This window comes from Bacillus sp. UNC41MFS5 (assembly GCF_000686805.1).
This window is the reverse complement of sequence record NZ_KK366019.1, coordinates 332533-354371: the sequence shown is the minus strand read 5'-3', so window position 1 is coordinate 354371 and position 21839 is coordinate 332533. Positions and strand designations below refer to the sequence as shown.

The window sequence follows — 21839 nt, the reverse complement described above, 5'->3', positions numbered from 1 at the left end:
AAAGAAACAGAAAACCGATTTTTGTTCATCCTGTTGCTTTGATGTTTTTAATAATTAAGTGCGTAAAATAGAAAATCCGTGACAATCTAAGGAGGACGTATATAGGCAAAGGATGTGTCTTTCTTGAATTTCTTTCATAGCCAGGAAACGCTTAATTCAATGGAGTGGATTCTTAGAGCAATTATTGCTTTTTTCTTTATACTAATTGTTGCAAAAGTTATGGGCCAACGTGCCATAGCCCAATTAAGATTGCTGGATTTCGTTATCGCTTTGGTCTTAGGAAATATCATTGCCCATCCATTATCAGATGAACACCTTGGGATGAAAGGATCGATGATTACAACAGTAGTTTTGGTGGTTTTGTATACTGGAGGGTTACTAGTCAGCTTAAAATCGACCCGTATCGAAAAATTCCTTGATCCCTCACCATTCCCTCTTATTAAAGAGGGTGAAATCATTTATAAGGGCTTAAAAAAAGCCAGAATATCTATTGATCATTTATTGACGGAGTTAAGGAAAGAAAAGATAGAGGATGTCAAAAAAGTAGCTCTAGCGTTGTGGGAGTCCGACGGTTTAATGGGCATTTACTTCCATGGATACTGTTTTTGCTTTTGCTACCTTCTTTTCATTTTTTCCAAAACATAGATAAACATAACATCCACTTAGGTCCCTATAAAACTTGGCGATACTTCGTAGAGCTGCTTATTCAATAATATAGTTCCATCTGGATTCACTTTCCTTGTTCACGTTTTAAAAAGATTGTTTCCAGAATCGATGGTTCCTCCAAAAACCTCACATCATCTATTTGAGAGTGAAAGACTCGTGAGGTGTTTTCCCCTCAAAGGATGCATGGATTCTTCTATGATAATCTTCCTCTAACCAACGCCAAAATCTTTCATTTTACTCCTCCAAGAATGGACAGGGTTGGCTAGTAAAAATGGATAAAACCTTGTCTGAATGGTTTTGATCCGCCTTTCTATTTTATCCTTCTTCTGAAAAGCGTTGCATATAAAGGGAAAGGTTGAAAGATTTAACAGAGTTGTAGATCTTTCTCAAGTGATGACAGTACTAAACAATATTAAATATTCTGTTTTCCTTTTTTGGTACTCACGTTCAATTATGGTTTTTAGGAACGCACTCACATTTCGTTTATTTCCATTAGGTAACTTTGTAATATATTCGATTGCCGTACAGGGAAGAAAAGAAAGGTTAGGAAGTTAATTTGCATGTCATCGTATAGGGCAAATAAAAGAAATATCAGAGGATTTAATTAGTGGAGGGGTAAACAGGTTACTATTTAGAAAATTAAGGGTAACTTTACACCATAACTATTTTGATGGTGTAGAAGAACGTCAGCTAAGAGTACGGTTCGGTCAAGTGCATACCTAAAACAACTACCATAGGGGTGCGGATAGGTTGTATTCCATTGGTGTAGGTGTGGAAGCGAAAATCTACTCCGAACGCAACTACTTCGAAAATATTCCTGCTACCTATTATTTAGACAATACTTCTGCGGTAGGCTTCGCAAAAGATACAGGAAGTTATTATGTAGGTACGAGAAGTTCTACAGCTTGGCGATCTAACGGAATGACATGGAATCCGTGTAGTTCTTATGCTTATTCGCTAAATGATGCGGTTAATGTAAAGACCGTTGTTATGAATGGAGTGGGAATCATATAAGAGATACCACCATCCAATCCGTTTATCATTGGAAGTGAATTTTTTATTACGGATCAGAATGAAGTGCTAAGAAAAATACCTAATTTAAAAAAGAGTTGGTTAGCGTTCCATCATCAAGTACAACTTCAGAGTAAAAAAAGTGATTTCGCTACTGATGCGAATTAAAATTTAGCTCATAGGGGGAAGCGGGAACAGGTTACAGGCTTCCCCCTTTTTCTTCGGTCTCTATTTCCAGCAGATTAGGGACAATTAATACCGTCGATTTCTTTCCATTAAAAGGTATCAGTAACAATATTATTAAATTTATACTTTAGTTTATTTAAGTTATTAAAAGTTATAGTTAAAAGTTTATAAATAAAAGGAGGAGTTTATTACAGCTTCCTAATCACAATTTTTTTGTTAAAAATTCTTTTTTATTTTACTTTTTCTTTCCAGCAATTTTAATATCACTTGAGCCTAAAAACTTTAGACCATCAAAAAATTGCCCACTAAGATATCCAACTGTATCAGATTTATCAAATTTTGTTTCCTGGAAAGGAAAATGATAAACCTTGTCTAGGTATCCATCACCGTTTACATCCGATACACTATAGTGAGTTGGTGCAGCACCTCCTTCTTCTGTGTTTCCAAAGCGAACAGTATCATCATTAACCTTTGTTACATCAACCGATGACGAACCAAATAAAGCAACGGGAATTTTCCCATTGGAGTTAATACCAAAACTACTTGGATCACTTCCAGGTTTGATGTCAATTTTCACATCAACCCTACAAATGTATTGAAGATCTAATTTAGCATAGTCAATTGCAAAACTATTTTTTTTGATACCAGCATTTTTAACCTCTAATTTTGCAGATCCGTCAGATAATTTTTCAAATAGAGCTGGATCCAAATTAAAAACAGTTGTAGATGTAAGCGAAGTAGAAGTATTAATATTATCAAAGGCATTCGGAACTTCAACACCATCAACAAAAAGTTTTAAATCATTACCTTCATTATTACCATCCTTAACATAGTAAGCCTTAATAGTTAAACTAGCATTTACAATTCTTTCTTTCGGTACTGAAGTAAACGTGTGTGTCCATGACTTATCATTTTTATTCAATAAATCAAAATCACCATCATCAGCTTCATGTGTTATTACTCCACACCCACATACAATACCAAAATTATCATCGTCTCCTACAGTACTTGAACAAGAACAAATATTAGACGATTCTTCTGCATAACCAATTGTTGTAGGTACTACAAGAAATAAGGATGTTGCTAGAGTTGCTATTGTGGTTAATTTTTTTAACATACTTTACTACCCCTCTTCTCTTTAGTAAATTTTCATGAGCCAAACAAGTTGATTAAAATTCATATTTATCAATTCTTTAAGAAACACCACCTTTTAAAGAGTTAAGTTTATAAATAGTTCTCGATAAAGAACGAATGCATATAAATATTTCTATATAAAGTTCTTTTTTACCTTCTTTTTTATATATAAAAATTTTTTAAAAATTCCATTTACATATGGATTAAAATTAATGTCTTTGAATACTCACTTTTTAAATTTCAACCAGTTCTCTTAATCCTTTTTATGTTATATATTTTTGCTTCATTTCTTTAGATATATTTAGCCATTCCCCGTATTCTATTAAAGACTCATTCTTTCCAAAAGAGTACGATATTTCAATATTATAGTAGTTTGAAAAATTTCTAATAATTCAATTGTCGGCTTCTCAACTTTTGAAAGTCATCCCGTGTTGAATTCGTAAATTCTTGATTCAAGCTCCATTTAAGAAAATGGATATGGCATACTTGACTTAAAAAGTAAAATTTTCGAACCTTTTACAACAGGGAAGCAACATGGACTGGTCTAGGGTTATCCATTTGTAAAATATCATGAGGAAAAATGTAGGAGATCTCTATTTTAGTTCTCGATATGGAATCGTCACTCGCATTTGAAAAGGAAATGTTTTGAATGATCACGTTTTCCACCTTACTAAGATACAAGCCACCATTTGTAATTTGAGCATTGTTCCCAAGACCCAAAATGGTTTTATTCGAAGCAATTTGATGCATACCTTTCGGTAATACAATCTCCCTGACACTTTAATGACTAGTGGCTTACTCACCTTAACATATTTAAGAAAGTCTGTTGCATTTGAAACAGTGACCGTTTGACCGCTTTCTCCTCCAGTAACCTTTCCATTAACAGAAGCAAACCCGACTAAACCTCTTGTGTCTACAATTCCTGCTGCACTAGAATCACTAGCTTGCGGCATAAATAATATAGTAAGCAATGTAGCTATGGAAATGATTTGAAACATTTTTTTCTTATGAAATTCCTCCTTTTTGAATTGTCAATCGGACTAGCACGAGTCTCTCTATGTTTGCTTCACATAATAGTATATGTATCAAACGAGCATAGCGAGGTCGGGTCCCTATAGCTTTTCGACCTTAGTTTTAACAAAGCTTTCCGTAACAATTCGGCTATTTGAAAAAGCACGATGGAAGAATTTACTTAAAGGAATAATTCATTCAATAGTAAATAGGTAATAAAAATACTATATTGATATAATTTTAAACGAATAAAAAAATAGTAATGTAACTTTAGTTACATTACTACAGAGACGTTTTATCATTTTCAGTCTTTGGTTCCGGCTTCTTGTTAAGGTTCCTTTTTTAAGGAATGGAAATAACTTCGTCCAGTTTTCCAACACCTGCTCCGTTCATTACAATCTCTTTCACATCTCCTGCTGGGTCTAACTTATAAGAGTAAAAAGAAGACGGACTCCATTTTATACCTTCAGGTTCAAACTTAGACGTAACACTGCTTGCAAAATAACTGCCAGAATCCTTAATATATCCCTTCATAGAAGGGGTGTCCAAATAAGAAGTAGGATTTTGTGTTTCAAAATAGTTATTTTCAGAAACCACTTTCGCTTCAACACCTACACCAATCCCATATTCTGTGACACCTGCATAATAATTGTTAAAGACATGAACTTCACCAAACCTTACCCTAGGCTGACGTTGAGCGGTGCCATCGAACCAATTGTGATGGTAAGTTACTTTTAATTTTCCTCTGTCTGCTGTATTGCTGTCATCATGACCTACTAGCGATGTTAAATCATGGTCATGAAAATGATTCCAAGAAACGGTGATATAATTAGATTCACGTATAATATCTAAAAGCCCATCATTCGCATCCGAAAAATCGTTATGATCGATTAAAATATGATGACTACCTTGGTCAATAGTAATCGAATCGTCACTTGCTTTTGAAAAGGAAATGTTTTGAATAATAACATTTTCCACTCTTATAAGGTATAAGCCGCCGTTTGTAATTTCTGCATTATCCCCAAGACCAATAATTGTTTTATTCGATGCAACCTGATGCATACCTGCTGGCAATTCAATTTTCCCTGAAACTTGAATAACTAGAGGCCTATTTCCTTTAACAAATTTAAGAAATTCTGTTGCATTTGAAACAGTAATCGTTTCACCTTTTTCTCCTCCGGTAACCCTACCGTTAACAGTAGCAAACCCGACAAAATCATCATTTTTAATTATATTTGCTACATAATCAATAGCCTGTTGACATAATCCTTCAATTCTTTGTGAATTTACTAAGATGAGGGTGAGTAATACAACGAAAATTAATTTTTTCATCCATTTTTCCTCCAAAAAACTAACTGTAATTTAATTGAATTTTATGCAAACACTGATTGATTCAAAGCAAAAACGGGAGGCGATGGAAAAAGCTAATGTGGAAGTTTTGCCTAATGAGGAACCAGAGTAGCGGAAAAACGAGGATTTATGGCAGCTGGTAAATCCTTCTGAAATAAAGAGAAAAAAAAAGCACATTATTTCAGATAAAATCCCAGATAAATTTGAAATCCAGGGTCTGAAATGATGTGCTCGTTTAGAAAGTACTACCAAAATTTCCTTACAAGAAGGTATTTCCACATTCTAAAAATCTCTTGCAAAATAGAAAACCAATAGGAAAAATTGGATAAAGTTTTGAAAAGAAATTTTTTATTGGTTGTTCCTTTATGCTAATCTTTTCCTTCTCTAAATGTTCCTTAAAAAATTTCACAACCATTTCAACGTTGGGCCTCTTTAAAAAACTGTTATGTTTGGAATCTACTTTATAGACGTGAATCCTGCCATGCTCAACCGTTTCCCAGCCAAGGTTTCCTCCGTATACGTGATAGTTTTCTCCGTAAACAAGTAAGATCTTCCCTGGATAAGGCTTGGGATGATACACCCTTATGGCTTTCGTGATGGTCGATTTATTAACCTCAACTCCATTTTCGGTCGTATTTGAAACTGGGGTAGAGTTGCTAAAGACTTTTTGGATGGTATCTTTTACAAATAAAGCACGCTGCTTTACGGGCATTTTAGATAGAATCTTTATTTTATTGATAATCTTTTTGTTTAAGGGCATTTCCAAAGGAACAGTCTTGGGGTTCCCAAAATTAAGAAGGGTCAGCAAAGCAACTTCTTCCCCATCTTCAATCAGTTTTTGTGCCATTTCATAAGCAATGGCAGCTCCAAAACAGAAACCTAAGAGAGAATATGGTCCGGTTGGTTGTATCTCTTTTATATCGTTAACATATTTTTCAGCCAGAGATTCAACACTAATATTATTGCTATTTTCACTATTGGAATATCTAAGTCCATATACAGGTTGGTCATTTCCTAATTCAACCGCCAAATCCCGATATAGCAATACTTCTCCTCCACCACCATGAATACAAAAGACAGGGGCTTTTGACCCGTGAGCTTGAATGGCTACTACCGAAGAGGATGGTTGCTTATGTTGATTTTTGGAAGACAATAACCTTGCAAGATTTTCTATTGTTTCTTCCTCAAAAATAATTGATACAGGCAATCTTTTATTAAACGTTTTTTCTATATCAGAAAACAATCGCATTGCTAATAAAGAATTGCCACCTAAATCAAAAAAGTTATCTCTTATTCCTATAGGACTGATATCTAATAAAGTTTCCCATAGTTGTACAAGTTTTTTTTCAATTGGTTTTCGAGGTAAGGTAATTTGATCTCTTTTAGGTCCCATAGTTGGGATAGGCAGTTTTTTACGATCTATTTTCCCTACTGGTGTAACAGGAACTTCCTCTAGTTCAACGAAAAACGTAGGAATCATAAATTCAGGCAATTTTTCACGAGCAAAAGAACGATGCTCTTGCTGATTAAAATTAACATCTTTGTTCATTACTACATATGCAACCAGTTCTTTTGTACCATCCTTAGCTTTTATTGTACCTGCTACAGCTTGTCGGATGCCAGGAAACGAACTTACAATTTTCTCTACTTCACCAAGCTCAATCCTTACTCCTCTAATTTTAACCTGATCGTCAGCTCTGCCCAAAAACTCTATCATTCCATCTGGTAGATATCGAGCCAAATCACCAGTTTTATATAGTTTTTGATCTGGATCATCACTAAAAGGATTAAGGGGAAATCTCTCACTTGTTAATTCTGGTTTCTTAAAATATTCTCTTGCAATTCCTACTCCCGATAAATACAATTCTCCAATTACTCCAATAGGTACAGGCTGCATATATTTATCTAAGATATAAACACTATCATCTGATATCGGGCGTCCGATGGGAATGGATGAAAAGGTGGGTAAGACTTCTTTTACATGATAACTCGTTGTGTAAACTGAATTCTCTGTAGGGCCATATGCATTAATTAATATACATTCTTTTAGCTTTGATACACATTTTTGGGCAAGCCACACAGGCAGGGCTTCTCCGGCAGCTAATATTTGTCGTAAGCTTCCCAATTCGTTACTATAATCCTCAATTAGCAAATTCAGCCGATCCGGAGTAACACATAGGGAGGTAACACGATTTTGCCTTATTGTTCTCGCTATTTCGTCAAATGGGGGCTTATGGGAATTCATTAGTACAAGTTTTCCCCCATTTAATAGCGATCCGTAAATTTCAAAAACAGATACATCAAAAGCTACAGGTGTAAGGTTGATAAAAGTTTCCTTGGGTCCTATCCTAGCATAGTCAATATTTTTTATGAGTCGAACAATTCCACGATGTTCAATCGCGACTCCTTTTGGTTTCCCGGTTGATCCCGACGTATACATGACATAAGCCAAGCTTTTAGGACTGCTGCTATTTACACATTTTTCAAGCTGAGCCAAAAGAGCCTCTTCTTCTTTATCAAGGCATACTATTGTTGCATCGATACGAGGAAGCAACTTAGCCATATCTTCCGTGGTAATTACAATTGAAACACCGGAATCCTCTAACATATATGCAATTCTATCTTGAGGATAAGTAGGATCAATAGGTACGTATGCTCCTCCAGCCTTAAGGACACCCAAAAAGCTCGCAATCATGTCTGGTGAACGGTTGAGACAAACAGCAACTAATTGTTCTTGATTAATTCCTTTATTTCGTAAATAATTCGCTATCTTACTTGCTCTAATATCCAATTCACGATATGTGATCTCAATATTTTCAAAAATCAATGCTATACTATTAGGATTTAACTTCACTTGTTCTTCAAATAGTTGAGGTATATTTAACTCAGGATAATTTACCTTTCCTTTATTCCATTCAACAAGAAGCTGATGTTTTTCAGCGTCGTTAATTAATGGAAGTATTGAGATTTGAGTTTTTGGTTCTGAAATAACACCTTCTATAAGAATATTAAAATGTTTCTTTATACGTATTATAGTTTCTTCTCTAAAAAGATTTTTATTGTATATTATTGAACATTTTAGGTCTCCCTGAACTTCTGTGAAATTAAAATTAAGGTCAACAAAGTCTGTGTTTTTTTCAATATCAATAGCTTTATTTATCTCTAATTCTTCTATTTCATTATTTGACATATGGATATGATTCAAATTTATTTTTACTTGATAGAAAGGATTTCTATTTTCATTTTTTTTATGGGTAATCTCAGAAACAATCTTGCTGTAAGGAACGCTTTGATGTTTATATGCTTCAAGGATAACTTCCTTAACTTTTTGAAGAGCATCCAGAAATGACATATGCTCCTGGATTTGAGTTCGTAAAACTAGGGTATTTAAAAATAAATTGGTGGACGTACCTTTAGCCATTAAATTTCCAGAAGAAATATTAGTCCCGACAATTATATCCTCTTCACCACTATAACGATGTAATAGAACTTTAATCATTGCCATCATTACCATAAAAGGGGTTGCATTCTCTTGTTTAGAAAGTGATTTAATGTCCTCGAATATAAATTTGGGAAAGGTATAGTTATAAGTTTCGTATTCAAAAATAGACTTTTTTATTCTAGGATTGTCATTTGGAAGGTTCAACTCAGGAAAATCACCATCAAGCTGCCTTTTCCAATAATTTAAATCCCGATTAAATATTTCTTCTGGAAAAGAACTGTCTACTTCCTCACTTTTCAATAGTGTATTATCCATATTTTCGCCTCCAAATTTTTTATGAAATAACATTTGACAGGGCTCCTACACAACTTAAATCAAAATGAATGAATTTACTTTTTCAGATTATTAATTAACTTAAAAAACGGAAATAACGGATTTTAGAAATCTCATTATTGACTGCTAATGCACCTTGATAATTTTCCCCAATGGAAAATGAAAATAGAGGGTAATTCCTTTTCATATAATCATTTTCTATCCCTTTTATGTTTTCTAGATCACTTAATCCTGTTCCTAGAGCTTTTAAAAGTGCTTCTTTGCGGGTCCATAAAGTAAAAAATAATTTTATTCGTTCTTTTCTTGGCAATACTTGCAAATCGGTTACTTCTTTTGGTGAAAAATACAATTCTGCTATACTATCCCAATCAAAATCATACTTGATTTTTTCGATATCAATACCTACATCATTACTCTTAGATATGATAAAACAAACAATATCTTCAGAATGTGTCATATTGAATCGAATAGAAATTTCAAAATTATAGGAAGATATCCAAGGCTTCCCGTACTTTGTTCTTTCAAATTTCAAAGAAGAAGGATCACTTTGGATATACGCTCCAAGAATACAGCGAAGTATTCCATGGGATGTAATAAAACGTTGTTTGTCTCGCTGATTTCTAAACCTTCCTGCTTTTAGCTTTTCTTCAATTGAAAGATAGTTATAAAAATCCGCAATACAATCCAAAGAAGCTTGCCAAACATGAACCTCTTTATCCGAAATGAAATTATTTCTAGAAGCTATTTCGTTAATATCATAAATATCTTCCCAAAAAGGAATTAATTGCTGACCATTTTTTACTAATACCCGTCTTTTCTTCTTCATCATTTTCTGATCCAACCAATTTCATAGATTTTCATTATAACGCAAAAAAACATTCCTAATAAAGAACAGATGACCAGAAATATTGAACTATTTAAAAAATAATAAGCAATGTTTATTTAAGATATATTAACTTTCTTGAGGATAGTAAATTTTATTTTGAAACGTGGAAATGACTTTACTATTCGGTAAAACACTTTCAGTTAGCCACACATTCCCGCCAATTATGGAGTCCTTTCCTACAACTGTATCACCGCCAAGAATTGTTGCACCTGCATAAATAGTTACATTATCTTCGATTGTTGGGTGTCTCCTCAATCCTTTAAAAATGTTTCCACTCTCATCTCGATGAAAAGAAAATGCACCAAGGGTTACATTTTGATAAATTGTTACATTGTTACCTATCATCGTAGTTTCTCCAATAACAATTCCAGTACCATGATCTATGAAAAAACTTTCTTCAATAGTTGCCCCAGGGTGTATATCTATTCCAGTCTTACCGTGAGAATATTCAGACAATAACCGAGAAAAAAAGAAATACCCCAAATTATATAATTCATGAGAAATTCTATGAACCATTATCGCAAATAATCCTGGATAGGTTATCGCTACTTCTTCATAACTTTTTGCTGCAGGATCCTTTTTAAAGGCTGCTTTAATATCATTTAAAAGCATAGTTCTAATTGTTGGGATTTTCCCCAGAATAATCATTGTATCTTCATCAGATAAATCATTATTATATTTAGTTAATTTAAGAATATTCTGGAGTATTTTCTTGAAATTGTTTAATAAATGTATTGTAACTTCTTTATCGTTAAAATATTCTGGCAACAATATTTTTTTGAAATTATCTAAAAAAACTTCTATATTCTCATTTAAAATTTTCCCTTGAAAAATATTTGAAGTTTTATTTACATCATAACTTTTTAATAGTTGATTATAAATTTCTTTAAAACATTGTTGTTCCATTTTTATCCCCCACTGTATTTTTTTACAATGCATTTTGTCATTTATAACGAACAAATTTCACAAAAATAATCCTTCAGGATTTATTACAATAGCTTAACACTCTCATTTTTTATTCTCCATTCCATAATATGAAGTTAAATTAATTCGTTCTTTATAAAGCACCATCTTAAATATAACATAAATATACTTAAAGTAACAATAATGTTTTTATATCGTGACGTTTAAAATAAAAGAGCCTTTGATGGTTTGGAATATATTTATTTATCCTTTAACCCCTTTATCAATAACTCCCGATGAGATTCACATTCAATATAGTTTTGTACTTTTAATAACTGATCCTTTTTATATAGCCTTTTTAAAAGGTTTCCTTTAAATATTCTACGGTCAATTCTAGACGCCCATTTTCCCAAACCTGAAAAGGTTCTAAGATAATCTTCTAATTTTTGATTAGCAAATTTTAGATATTCACCTTCTACAAAACCTTCTAGACAAATCTCTTTTGACCTCCTAAAAAATTCATTCAAAATATGATCTGAATTTTCTCCAAGAGCTAACCTCACCAAATTATCTTTTTTAACAATTGGAATATAATCAACAGTTAATTTATCAGTTATTTCTACTTTCACTAGCAAACCTGTCCTCCAAAATTCACTATCAAAATAATCAAAAATAAAGTTACCTTGCCCATAAATAATGGTGGCATCATGGTAATTTTCATAACATCCTACACAATGACTATGTTGACATACTACTATATCAGCGCCTTTTTCAACCATTTTTCTACATACTTTTTGAAGGTAAGGGGATGGATAGCGATAATGCTCCTTTCCGCTATGGAATAAAACAATGAGGTAGTCGCATTTTGCTTTTAAACTTTTTATTTGGTCAAGACTTTCCAAAGGATCAAACGGGTTTGCTCCATGATTCTGTTGAGTTGCAATTGAAAATTCATGATCTGCACAAGCATAGATTCCAATAGAAACACCATCTTTTTCTACAATATAAGGTTTGGAAGCTTCACCTATATTACGGCCAGCCCCTATAAAAGGTATTTTATGTTGATTTAATAGATTTTGAGTAGAATCAAGTCCTTGTACTCCATGATCCAATATATGATTATTTGCCAAAGTAACTAATGTTGGATTTAGATTCTTTATTCCATGAATAGTACTTGTTGAAGCTTTGAGATTAGGACCGTTTTTTATAATTGGGGTTTCTTGATCAGTAAGCGGCACCTCTAGATTTACTAGGCGCATATCAGCAGATTGCCAAATTTCAACTAATTTATTTCCAATTAAAGTTTCAATTTGTCCGCTATTAAATAGAGATTCATTAGATTTTGTAGGGACAAGGTCACCAGCTATTAATAACTGCATCATTCAATTCTCCTTACTTATGTTTATAATAAGTTTCATAATTCAATTTAGTTACAACACTGACATTTTTCATTATTGTTTATATGATATAGAGCTATATCATATAAACAATAATAAATGACATCAAATCTTCTTTGTTTTGCCAGGGGATTCTGAAAGTTTATTAACTTTATATTTCTTGGCCCACAAAAAACCCAAAATTGCTAGAATGATACCGAAAAGATCGAATGTAAAAACATCAATAAGCTGGCCGGTTCGACCTGCAATAAAGCGTTGATGCCATTCATCAAACAAAGCAATGATAAAAGAAAGGATAAAACTGAGGCTTAATACAGTAAAAAGCCGAGCTTTTATAAAAGATAAAGTCTTTATCAAAATTAATGTTAAAATGGAATATTGAACTACATGACCAGCCTTTCGGAGTACAAATTCCAAAAACTCATAGGGACGATACCCACTTATCACTCTATCATTGTAAAAAAATGTAATTGGTATTTTCTTTAACTCAATCATCTCTTCCAGAAATGGTTTAATATCCTGTTGTTTGTAAGGGGTATTAGATTGAATAAAAATAACAGACATAAAGATTATTGTAATCATTATCCATAGCGATATTTTAATCTTATTGATATTCAATTCGTATCACTACCATTCTTATCTACTTATCCAAAAGTGCTGACTAAAGGATATAATGCGCCATGAAAACATGGAGATAATTCCTGCATTTGTCCCTTAGGCTAGTTAGAGGTTGAAATTCCGATGAAGGAATTTTCACCTTCAGCAAAAAAGGAAATGAAGGAATATCTCCAGTGATTAATAAATTCAATTTTCCTATCATTCTTGACAGACAAATGTTTACAAAATCACCTTTGATTTAGATTGCTGGAAATGTTGAATTACTTCATCCCAAGTCATAAATAATCTGATAAAGTCTTCATCTGTGATCCCTGAACCTGTTTGAACTTCGATAAACTCTAAATCACTAATCGCAAAAATTCCATGTTTTTTTTCTGCCGGAAGGTGAATGATATCCCCTGCTTTTACACGACTAATTGCACCATCTAAAGCTATTTCTCCCTCACCTTTAACGATCGTCCACACTTCATTACGTAAATGATGATAATGATAGCTTGAATTTTTGCCTTTATGAATACAAATTCGCTTCGTAACCATTTCCTGTCCATTCTCAAATTTTGCATAATCTAATACACGAGACCATCCCCATATCCGTTCTTCATACATTTGCGGCTGAATAAATGAACCAATTAGGTCTTTTATTTTTGGACTAGATGCTTTATCCGTAACAAGAATCCCATCTGGACTTGCAGCCACCACTACATCTTTGACTCCGTGAACAGTTATCGGAATATCTAATTCATTCACTAAATGGGTATTAAAAGTATCGTCACTAATAATACCTTTTCCGATTTGAGTGGTAACCATCTCCTCTGTTAACGTATTCCATGTTCCAAGATCTTTCCAATATCCATCATAAGGAAGTACGATAAGATGATTTGCTTTTTCAACCACTTCATAATCAAAGCTTATTTTAGGGAGATACTGATATTGTCGTTCTAGTTCATCAAAATGAAGCGGAAAGCCTTTTTCATAAAGTAAATCAATGAGATATTTCAATTTAAATGCGAACACACCACAATTCCATAATGCGTTTTTTTCTATAAGTGTTTGTGCCTCTTCTTCACTTGGTTTTTCGGTAAAATGGTTTACAGTTAAATATTCTACTTCTTTTTCCGTATGTTCAATTGGAACAATATATCCATATTTGGAAGATGGATATGTCGGCTTCACTCCAATTAAAGCAAGATCAGCTTCTGATTGGGCTAATGCCTTCTCTAATTCTTTTACCTTTTCAAAAAAGTGACCTTCTATATATGGATCTACTGGCAAAACGGCAATGACCTCATTTTCCGGCACACTTTCAAGCGAGTATAAATAAGAGGCAGCCAATGCGATCGCTGGAAACGTATCCCGTCTTTCAGGCTCAATAATTAACGGAACATCCATACCAATTTGGCTGTATATCATGTCTCTTTGCATTTTTGAAGTTGAGATAAATGAACATTCTGTAAGTCCCGCTCTTTTTAACTGTCCCCATACCCTTTGCACCATCGACTGTTTTTCTCCATTTTCCCCTTCAAGCACTTTCAAGAATTGTTTTGAACGTGTATCATTTGACAACGGCCATAACCGTTTTCCTGAACCGCCAGATAAAAGTACTAATCTCATGATTTTCCTCCATAAAAAAGACAGACCGGGAGTTGGTCTGCCTTTTCTTTTTAAAATTGTTTTATTAAGAGATTGCATCTTCAGTACATTACAGCTATATCTTGATTCAAAATAAAAAAATCACTTATAAAAGTGACATTTCTAAACTGTTTATCGTTTCTCTTCCGATTGAGTCATAAATGATTTTTGCATTTTTTACGCTTACCAAATCATAGCAGTTTCTTCCATCAATTACGATTGGATTTCTCATCAACTTACTAAAGTTCTCTAGATTATAGTTTTTAACTTCGTCCCATTCGGTACAAATAAAACAAACATCTGCATCCTTAATGGTTTCATCTATGGAATAGCAGTACGTGATTCCGTGTGGATATAACTTTTTAAAGTTACTGACCCCCACTTGATCCCACGCTTTCACATTTGCTCCGTCATCCATCATAATGGGAATATTCACAAGCGAAGGCGCTTCTCTTAAATCATCTGTTCCCGGCTTAAAGGTTAACCCTAGAACAGCTACATTCAATCCTTTTAAGCTGTCAAAATATTTGCGGGATTTTTTGAACAATTTAAGTTTTTGATTTTCATTTACATCAATCGCGGCTTTTACTGTCTTTAACTCATAGTCGTGGAAATTGGCTAACCAATGCAATGCTTTTGTGTCTTTAGGGAAACAAGACCCTCCATATCCTATACCTGCATTTAAGAATCGGTTTCCGATTCGGGCATCATACCCCATGCCATGTGCAACATCTTCAATATCAGCTCCAATAATTTCGCAAAGGTTTGCAATTTCATTAATAAATGAAATTTTCAGGGCTAGAAAATCATTGGAAGCATACTTTATCATCTCAGCACTTTTTCTATTTGTAACCACCATTGGAGCATCAAAATTCTTATAAATCTCTTTTAATCCCTTTCTCGCAAATTCATCTTCTACCCCAATAACAATCCTTGATGCATGTAATGTATCCTTGACCGCTGTACCTTGTGACAAAAATTCCGGATTGGAAACAACATAAACATTTACATCATTTGCTAAATTGGACTTAATCAAATCTTCAATTTTGTCATTTGTACCAATAGGGACTGTTGATTTAACAACAACTACACAATCCTTCTCAATACTGCCGGCAATTTGTTCCGCTACTTCATAAACATAACTTAAATTAGCTGAACCATCCTTCTTTTCTGGAGTTCCAACACCAATGAAAATGATATCTGCAAATTTATAAGCTTCTTTGTACTGTGTTGTAAAATCCAATCGATCCATATTCTTTCCCATTAACTCTTCAAGGCCTGGTTCATAAATTGGAGATATTCCGGCCTTCATTAAGGCAACTTTATTTTCATCAATATCTACACACGTAACAAAATGACCGTGTTCTGCCAGACAGACTCCTGTGACTAACCCTACATACCCAGTTCCAGCTACTGCTATTTTCATATTTGTACCGCCTTCACTTTGTTTACTAAATAATATTCCTTATACCACTGGGCAAATCGACTAAGACCTTGTTCAAGACTAGTGCTGGGTTTGAAACCAAAGTCTTTCACAAGTTCATCTACATCTGCATAGGTCTGGTAAACATCACCAGGCTGCATAGGCAGAAGTTCTTTCTCAGCAGGTTTATCTATAATCCCCTCTCTCATCAGGCACTTCTCAAGGGTCTCCACAAAGTTCAACAGGCTTTCTGGCTGATTGTTACCAATGTTGTATACCTTATACTTCACACCATCTTCATTTGCCTCTGGAGTTTTTTGCATGACATTCATAACGCCGGTCACAATATCATCCACATAGGTGAAATCTCGCATCATATCACCATAATTAAAAATTTGGATTTTTTCTCCTTTAACAAGTTTGTTGGTAAATCCGAAGTATGCCATATCTGGTCTGCCCATTGGACCGTAAACGGTAAAGAAACGTAAGCCTGTAGAAGGAATGCCATATAAATTAGAATACGAATGTGCTAGCAATTCATTAGACTTCTTTGTGGCTGCATACAATGAAACAGGATTATCTACCTTGTCATCAGTAGAATACGGTACCTTTTTATTGGATCCATACACAGAGGAAGAGGATGCATACACAAGATGCTCAACCCCTTTTGCTCCATTCACATAGGAATGACGGCAAGCCTCAAGAATATGAAAGAATCCAATTAAGTTAGATTCGATATAGGATGCCGGGTTCGCAATGCTATAACGAACACCTGCCTGTGCAGCAAGGTTTACCACGATATTCGGCCGGTACTGTTCAAAAATAGAATCTATGAGAGCTTTGTCTGTCAGGCAGCCTTTAATAAAAGTGAAGGTGCCTTTAGCTTCGTCCGCTGCTAGTTCCTGCAGCAAGCTCAATCTGGTTTCCTTTAGCCTAACATCGTAATAGTCATTCATATTATCAAGGCCAATAATCGACACCACGTGATCATTGGTCTCTAAAATCTGTTTAGCTAGGTAATAGCCGATAAAACCCGCTGCCCCCGTAATAAGAATCGTTTTATCACTGAAACTTGTATTCATCATTAGGTTCACCCTTTCACTACTTGATGATTTTGTAGTTGAAGCCGCTTGCCAATATACTCATCATTCTTTTCGGGTTTGATGGGAATAAATCCACTTGTAGGGAAAAACGTTAATTCAGAAAAATAAACCTTCCCATTAATTTCGTATAAATCAACACGCAAAAAAGTATGTCCTTGCGATAACTGTTCTGCAAAAGATTTCATCAGTTCAAAATGGATCGGCTTAGCTGGAATTTTCTCAATCGGGAAAAAGTCATTTCTTACAAACGGCTCACGTTCCCATTCCAACGTTAAAAAAGCCATCGAAGCCGTACGTTGATTCTCCATCCCTTCGGATAATTGTACGAATTCTGGCTTTCCATTAAAGCAATAAAACTTATAATCTTTTAAAACGACAGATGAAGCATCCTTCATATACTTCTCGGCGATGATTCTTGGTTTTACATCTTTATAGACCCACTCACGGGTATGATAAAAATAGTTTCGTTTCAGGCATTTATTGATTTTCTCGCGAGCCTTCTCAATATCAAAGGTACTTTTATCGCGGCAAATAACTAACCCTCCGCAATCGTGTGTGCACTTTAGGACAAACTGGTTGGGTAACTGATCAAAATCAATTTGCTCAAAGGAATCCCACACCCCATAAGTCGGAATGATATATTCTGATCCGATCTGGCTTGCCACATATTGCTTCGCCTCATACTTATCTACCATTTTATTATATTTAGGATGTCGGTCATGTATTTTAAGCCATTGAAGTTTCTCATTAAACGTTTTTGGATTTTTCCAGTCTAACTTCTTTTTCATTCTAATACGAAACAACATTTTAAGATAAACTTTATCTGGCAGCCAATTCAACCATCCTAGATGACATGCCCATAAAATAGGTAACATCGGTTTCTTAATTACTCTGTTAATTCGCTTTAGCATTCGCTTTCCCATCCTTTACTTTTTGAAGTTGTAAGATATTTTTATTCCTTACTTTCTTCATGATCATGTCACTCACATACTTAAAACTATCAAGCTTAAAAATATAGGAAGCCCCAACATAGATGATCCCTCCGCTTACAATTTGCAAGACTAACGTTGGACCAACTGGAAGCGGCAGCCAAGACAAGGTATAGATCATCCCGCCCATCGTAATCGATAACAATAACGGCGGGGCAATGTCACGAAATTGCTCCAACATGCTGTACTCGATCAGCTTTTTATTGGGAATCATGTTGATCAACATTGAAATACCCGCAAAAATGGCATTGGACATGGCAATGGCATATACACTGATATTCATGCTGATTAATAGAAGCGTTACGCCAATTACTTTTTTTACGATTTCTAGATTCATTAAAAGGTCACTCCGGCCTAATGCCTTAATTGCTTGCCAATTGGCGGTTTGCATCGGCTGAAATAACCAATAAACACAGCAAATCTGCAAAAACGGAACAGCAAATAACCACTTTTCAGTTAGTAAAACGAGAATAAGAGAATGTGCCACACTCATAAGACCAATCATTAGCGGAAAGGTTAAATAGGCGGTCAATTTCATCGCTCGTCTCGTTACGCTCTTTAAGCGGGCAGGGTCATCATTTACCGTTGCCATCGCCGGAAAGATCACCTTTGAAATCGTGGTATTGATATTGCTGATAATCAGACTGGGAAACTGATTCCCGCGATTGTAATAAGCTAGATCTGCCATGGTGTAATTTTTACCAATAACAAGGCTTCTTAACTCGCTATAGACCGTATTAATCAGATTTGCGGTGATCAGCTTCCAGCCAAAGCTGATCAAATCCTTAGCAGCCGTAATGGAAAATAACCATTTGGGCCTCCATCGTATCGTGAAAAACAGCACGATGGTCCCTACCACAGAGCTTGTTAAGAATTGAGCGACTAATGACCAGACGCCAAACCCGTTATAGGCCATCATAATCCCGATACATCCAGAAAGAATTGCGCTGCAAAAGTTTGACAGAAAGAATTTCTTAAACATCATCTTTTTCGAAACATATGCTTGCTGGATCGTATTAAAGGAAGAAATCGGTAAAATCAAAGCAAGGATTCGCAAGACCCATATTAATTCTGAATGGTTATAGAATGCCACTATATACGGAGCTGAAAAAAAGAGAATCGTATAGAGAAAAAGGGATAGGACAAAGCTGCAATAAAACATCGTAGAAAAATCTGACTCAGTCGTATCCTTTTTTTGAATTAATGATTCTCCTAGTCCAGTTGAAACGAAAACATTTGCGATATTAATAAACACCAGAATTAAAGCCACAACACCATACTCACTCGGCATCAGCAAGCGTGCTAAAATAATCGATAAAGCGAATGAAATTCCCTGTGTAAGGATTCGCTCCCCAAATGTCCAAAACAACCCATTAACCACTTTATTCTTTAGAGTTTTCTCCCCCATATTGACCTCAACCTTCTATCTCACGTCCTGCAGACTTCCGTGTATTTTTTCGGCCGATCATACCACACCCTCTACTCTGCATTTTTCGATAAATTCACCGATTTTTTCTGACCAAACACCATAGTAAAATTTTTCTTCGGCCGTTTTCCTTGCCTGTATTCTCATTTCTATCCGCTTTTCTTTAGAGATCATCATCGCCCGCCTTATCGCTTTCACTCCGTCCGCAGGCGTACACCCATCAAAGATTAAGCTGTCTTTTCCATCGGTCAAATAAAGGTCGGTATAATCTCCCACACGAGAGACTAATGGGATCACACCGTAGCACATCATTTCCGGCACTTTGCTTGGAAAATTAGCAAGCGTCGTTTGTTTAATCTCTCTCGCGATAAAGAGATAATCCATCCTCTTCACCAATGCAACCAATTCGTGATATTCCAGCCACGGATGGATCGTCAAGACGGATTCTAATTCTTCTAAGATCTTTTTCTCTTCACCTAAATACTCCACCAGTTTTTCATATTTCACTCCGGTTAGATGGAACCGCACCTTATTCCTTTCTTCGTCCGTCAGCAGCAAAAAGGACTTCAGCATCGTATCGAAGGAATCTTTGGCGAAATCTCTCCCAGAATAAATAAAATTTACTAGATGGCTTCTTTTTTCAGGATCAAAGGTGTATTCATACGGATTGGCCATACACGGAAGCAGCAGGGTACGGCACCCTTGTTCTTGAAAGTACTTTTCTAAATGACGGCTGATCGGAATAACACTTTTTGTTCTGGAAATCGAGTACTTAAACGAATACTTCGACCGCCAGGATAACCATATATTCTTATAATGATGATCTTCTCGATGTTCAGTGACGGCCATGGAAGCCATAGTTCCCTGCTGCTTTGCATAACGGATCACAGGCTCGATCGTAAAGCAGTTTCTGGTATAAAAAATGATGTAATCCCTCGAAGATAGTTGTAGTTTTTTAAGCAAACCAACAATCATCTTGCCGTTATAAAAATTGGCATCGATAAATCGCTTGAATTTATATCGGGATACCTTTGTTTGTGGTGGATAATTATAATAATAGATTCCGTTATACTTGTAAGTATCCCCAGATAAATCTTCTTCGGAATTCTTCCCCTGCCCAATGACAACTGGCTGATAGCCGCCCTCAATCAAGGACAATGCAAGATATTCAATATAATTGGAAGCGGCTCCGCCTCTGGGAAAGGAAACCTCCGAACAAATAAACACCCTCTTCAACTTGATTCCCTCACCCTCATCACGTTCTGAATATTTTCTTCCCAAAGCTCGTAAATATTTTGTTCGGAATATCTTTCAGCTAGTTTTTGGGCTTCTGTTCCAATTTGCTCACGTAAGTCACGATCCTGAGATAATTGGACCACCTTTTCGATGAAGGCTTCCTGATTATTCATTTCTACTAAAAAACCATTTTCACCATTTGTCACAATCTCGTTTAATCCTTCATGACATTGGAACGCCACAACCGGCAGTCCGACTGCCATCGCTTCACACAAGGAATTCGGAAATCCCTCCTGAAGCGAGGGCATTACATACACATCGGCCTGGGCCATTTTCTCATGCACATTCGTGGTATAACCGGCTAACGTGACAGAAGATTCTAGCCCGAGTGTCCCAATCATCTGTTTTAAATCCCGCTCTTTTTCACCACGTCCGTAAATGGTAAGATGCGCTTCCGGTACACGCTTGACAATCTTGGCAAAGGTGTTGATTAACCATTCAAAATTTTTCCCATAGGCTAATCGCCCGGCTGAAACCAAATGAAATTGCTGGTCGCTTTTCACGACATGTCTCGCCTTCGGATTCACAATCGGATTCGGAATCACGTTCGTCTTATTTTTAAAATAACCATTATAAAAATCGGCAAAGATCGAGCATTGAACAATTACCTTATTGGCTCTCCGATAAGCAATTTTTCTCAATACATCCCAAGGAAACGAAAGTTTATTCGTAATCGTATTGGTTCTTTCGGAAACGATGATGGGAATATCAGAGTTCCAAGCAGCAAAACAAGTTAACGTGTTGATATTATCTAAAAACGAAACAATGATATCTGGTTTATCTTTCTTTAAATAAGCCTTCACACTCTTAATCCGATGAACGACCCGTGTATACGAGTTGAAGGAACGTTCTGGCAATAATTTCGGCAGCTCGATGATCTTAACCCCAGAGAGGTCATACCGAGATGAAACATCCATCCCATCAAACAGCAGCAAATCGACCTGATTTCCTTTTCGTTGAAAGTGCGTGGCAAGTAATTGGATCACATTGCTGGCACCGCCACTAATACCATTTACGACGAACAATATTTTCATCT

At 35.3% G+C, this 21839-nt stretch carries 18 protein-coding genes and 2 pseudogenes; 3 read left to right on the top strand and 17 right to left on the bottom strand.

Annotated elements, in window-relative coordinates; translation table 11 throughout:
* Positions 1 to 123 precede the first annotated feature (123 nt).
* Positions 124 to 588 (top strand): annotated as a pseudogene (locus tag BR30_RS34805) (DUF421 domain-containing protein); the annotation flags it as partial.
* Here BR30_RS34805 and BR30_RS38755 read toward each other — a convergent pair.
* Positions 574 to 995 (bottom strand): annotated as a pseudogene (locus BR30_RS38755) (IS481 family transposase); the annotation flags it as partial. The pseudogenes BR30_RS34805 and BR30_RS38755 sit on opposite strands and share 15 nt — an antisense overlap.
* 241 nt (positions 996 to 1236) lie before the next feature.
* Between BR30_RS38755 and BR30_RS38955 the strand changes: the two are divergent.
* Positions 1237 to 1389: a pectate lyase family protein gene (locus BR30_RS38955; protein ID WP_155928922.1), complete on the top strand. Its 153-nt coding sequence runs from the start codon at positions 1237 to 1239 to the stop codon at positions 1387 to 1389.
* Positions 1390 to 1416: 27 nt separating this feature from the next.
* Positions 1417 to 1680 (top strand): hypothetical protein, encoded by a 264-nt coding sequence (locus tag BR30_RS37050; RefSeq protein ID WP_026567979.1) that lies wholly within the window; start codon positions 1417 to 1419, stop codon positions 1678 to 1680.
* Positions 1681 to 2098: 418 nt separating this feature from the next.
* On the opposite strand, the gene BR30_RS35495 is transcribed toward BR30_RS37050, so the two are convergent.
* The 16 genes from BR30_RS35495 to BR30_RS0128265 form a co-directional block, all read right to left on the bottom strand.
* Positions 2099 to 2980 carry a hypothetical protein gene (locus BR30_RS35495; protein WP_051633825.1) on the bottom strand — a complete coding sequence of 294 codons (882 nt, stop codon included), beginning with the start codon at positions 2978 to 2980 and terminating at the stop codon, positions 2099 to 2101.
* A 533-nt stretch (positions 2981 to 3513) separates the two neighbouring features.
* Complete coding sequence (locus tag BR30_RS38950) at positions 3514 to 3747, bottom strand: pectate lyase family protein (protein ID WP_155928908.1); 234 nt, start codon at positions 3745 to 3747, stop codon at positions 3514 to 3516.
* The gene (locus BR30_RS37510) at positions 3651 to 3995 is read right to left on the bottom strand and encodes a hypothetical protein (protein WP_026567978.1); all 345 of its coding nucleotides are present in this window, start codon (positions 3993 to 3995) and stop codon (positions 3651 to 3653) included. Before BR30_RS37510 ends, BR30_RS38950 begins: the two co-directional genes overlap by 97 nt.
* Positions 3996 to 4350: 355 nt before the next feature.
* Positions 4351 to 5340: a pectate lyase family protein gene (locus tag BR30_RS34795; protein WP_051633824.1), complete on the bottom strand. Its 990-nt coding sequence runs from the start codon at positions 5338 to 5340 to the stop codon at positions 4351 to 4353.
* 277 nt (positions 5341 to 5617) lie between these two features.
* Positions 5618 to 9148: a non-ribosomal peptide synthetase gene (locus tag BR30_RS34790; protein ID WP_051633823.1), complete on the bottom strand. Its 3531-nt coding sequence runs from the start codon at positions 9146 to 9148 to the stop codon at positions 5618 to 5620.
* Positions 9149 to 9209: 61 nt separating this feature from the next.
* Positions 9210 to 9962 (bottom strand): 4'-phosphopantetheinyl transferase family protein, encoded by a 753-nt coding sequence (locus BR30_RS34785; protein ID WP_051633822.1) that lies wholly within the window; start codon positions 9960 to 9962, stop codon positions 9210 to 9212.
* Between the two features lie 123 nt (positions 9963 to 10085).
* Positions 10086 to 10925 (bottom strand): serine O-acetyltransferase EpsC, encoded by an 840-nt coding sequence (epsC, locus tag BR30_RS34780; protein ID WP_051633821.1) that lies wholly within the window; start codon positions 10923 to 10925, stop codon positions 10086 to 10088.
* 257 nt (positions 10926 to 11182) lie between these two features.
* Positions 11183 to 12304, bottom strand: a complete 1122-nt coding sequence (locus BR30_RS0128305; RefSeq protein WP_231507838.1) for a CapA family protein — start codon at positions 12302 to 12304, stop codon at positions 11183 to 11185.
* Between the two features lie 120 nt (positions 12305 to 12424).
* Positions 12425 to 12901, bottom strand: coding sequence for a VanZ family protein (locus BR30_RS34775; protein WP_155928906.1), 477 nt, complete (start codon positions 12899 to 12901; stop codon positions 12425 to 12427).
* 255 nt (positions 12902 to 13156) lie between these two features.
* On the bottom strand, positions 13157 to 14548 hold the full coding sequence (locus tag BR30_RS0128295; protein ID WP_026567976.1) for a sugar phosphate nucleotidyltransferase: 1392 nt from the start codon (positions 14546 to 14548) through the stop codon (positions 13157 to 13159).
* Positions 14549 to 14672: 124 nt separating this feature from the next.
* Positions 14673 to 15992 carry a UDP-glucose dehydrogenase family protein gene (locus BR30_RS0128290; protein WP_026567975.1) on the bottom strand — a complete coding sequence of 440 codons (1320 nt, stop codon included), beginning with the start codon at positions 15990 to 15992 and terminating at the stop codon, positions 14673 to 14675.
* Positions 15989 to 17071 carry an NAD-dependent epimerase/dehydratase family protein gene (locus BR30_RS0128285; protein WP_231507836.1) on the bottom strand — a complete coding sequence of 361 codons (1083 nt, stop codon included), beginning with the start codon at positions 17069 to 17071 and terminating at the stop codon, positions 15989 to 15991. Before BR30_RS0128285 ends, BR30_RS0128290 begins: the two co-directional genes overlap by 4 nt.
* 8 nt (positions 17072 to 17079) lie before the next feature.
* Positions 17080 to 18003, bottom strand: a complete 924-nt coding sequence (locus BR30_RS0128280) for an ATP-grasp fold amidoligase family protein (protein WP_026567973.1) — start codon at positions 18001 to 18003, stop codon at positions 17080 to 17082.
* Positions 17987 to 19489 (bottom strand): lipopolysaccharide biosynthesis protein, encoded by a 1503-nt coding sequence (locus BR30_RS0128275; RefSeq protein WP_026567972.1) that lies wholly within the window; start codon positions 19487 to 19489, stop codon positions 17987 to 17989. The genes BR30_RS0128280 and BR30_RS0128275 overlap by 17 nt, the downstream gene beginning before the upstream one ends.
* A gap of 57 nt (positions 19490 to 19546) precedes the next feature.
* Positions 19547 to 20734 (bottom strand): glycosyltransferase family 4 protein, encoded by a 1188-nt coding sequence (locus BR30_RS0128270; protein WP_231507845.1) that lies wholly within the window; start codon positions 20732 to 20734, stop codon positions 19547 to 19549.
* A 5-nt stretch (positions 20735 to 20739) separates the two neighbouring features.
* Positions 20740 to 21837, bottom strand: coding sequence for a glycosyltransferase family 4 protein (locus BR30_RS0128265; protein WP_026567970.1), 1098 nt, complete (start codon positions 21835 to 21837; stop codon positions 20740 to 20742).
* Positions 21838 to 21839 lie beyond the last annotated feature (2 nt).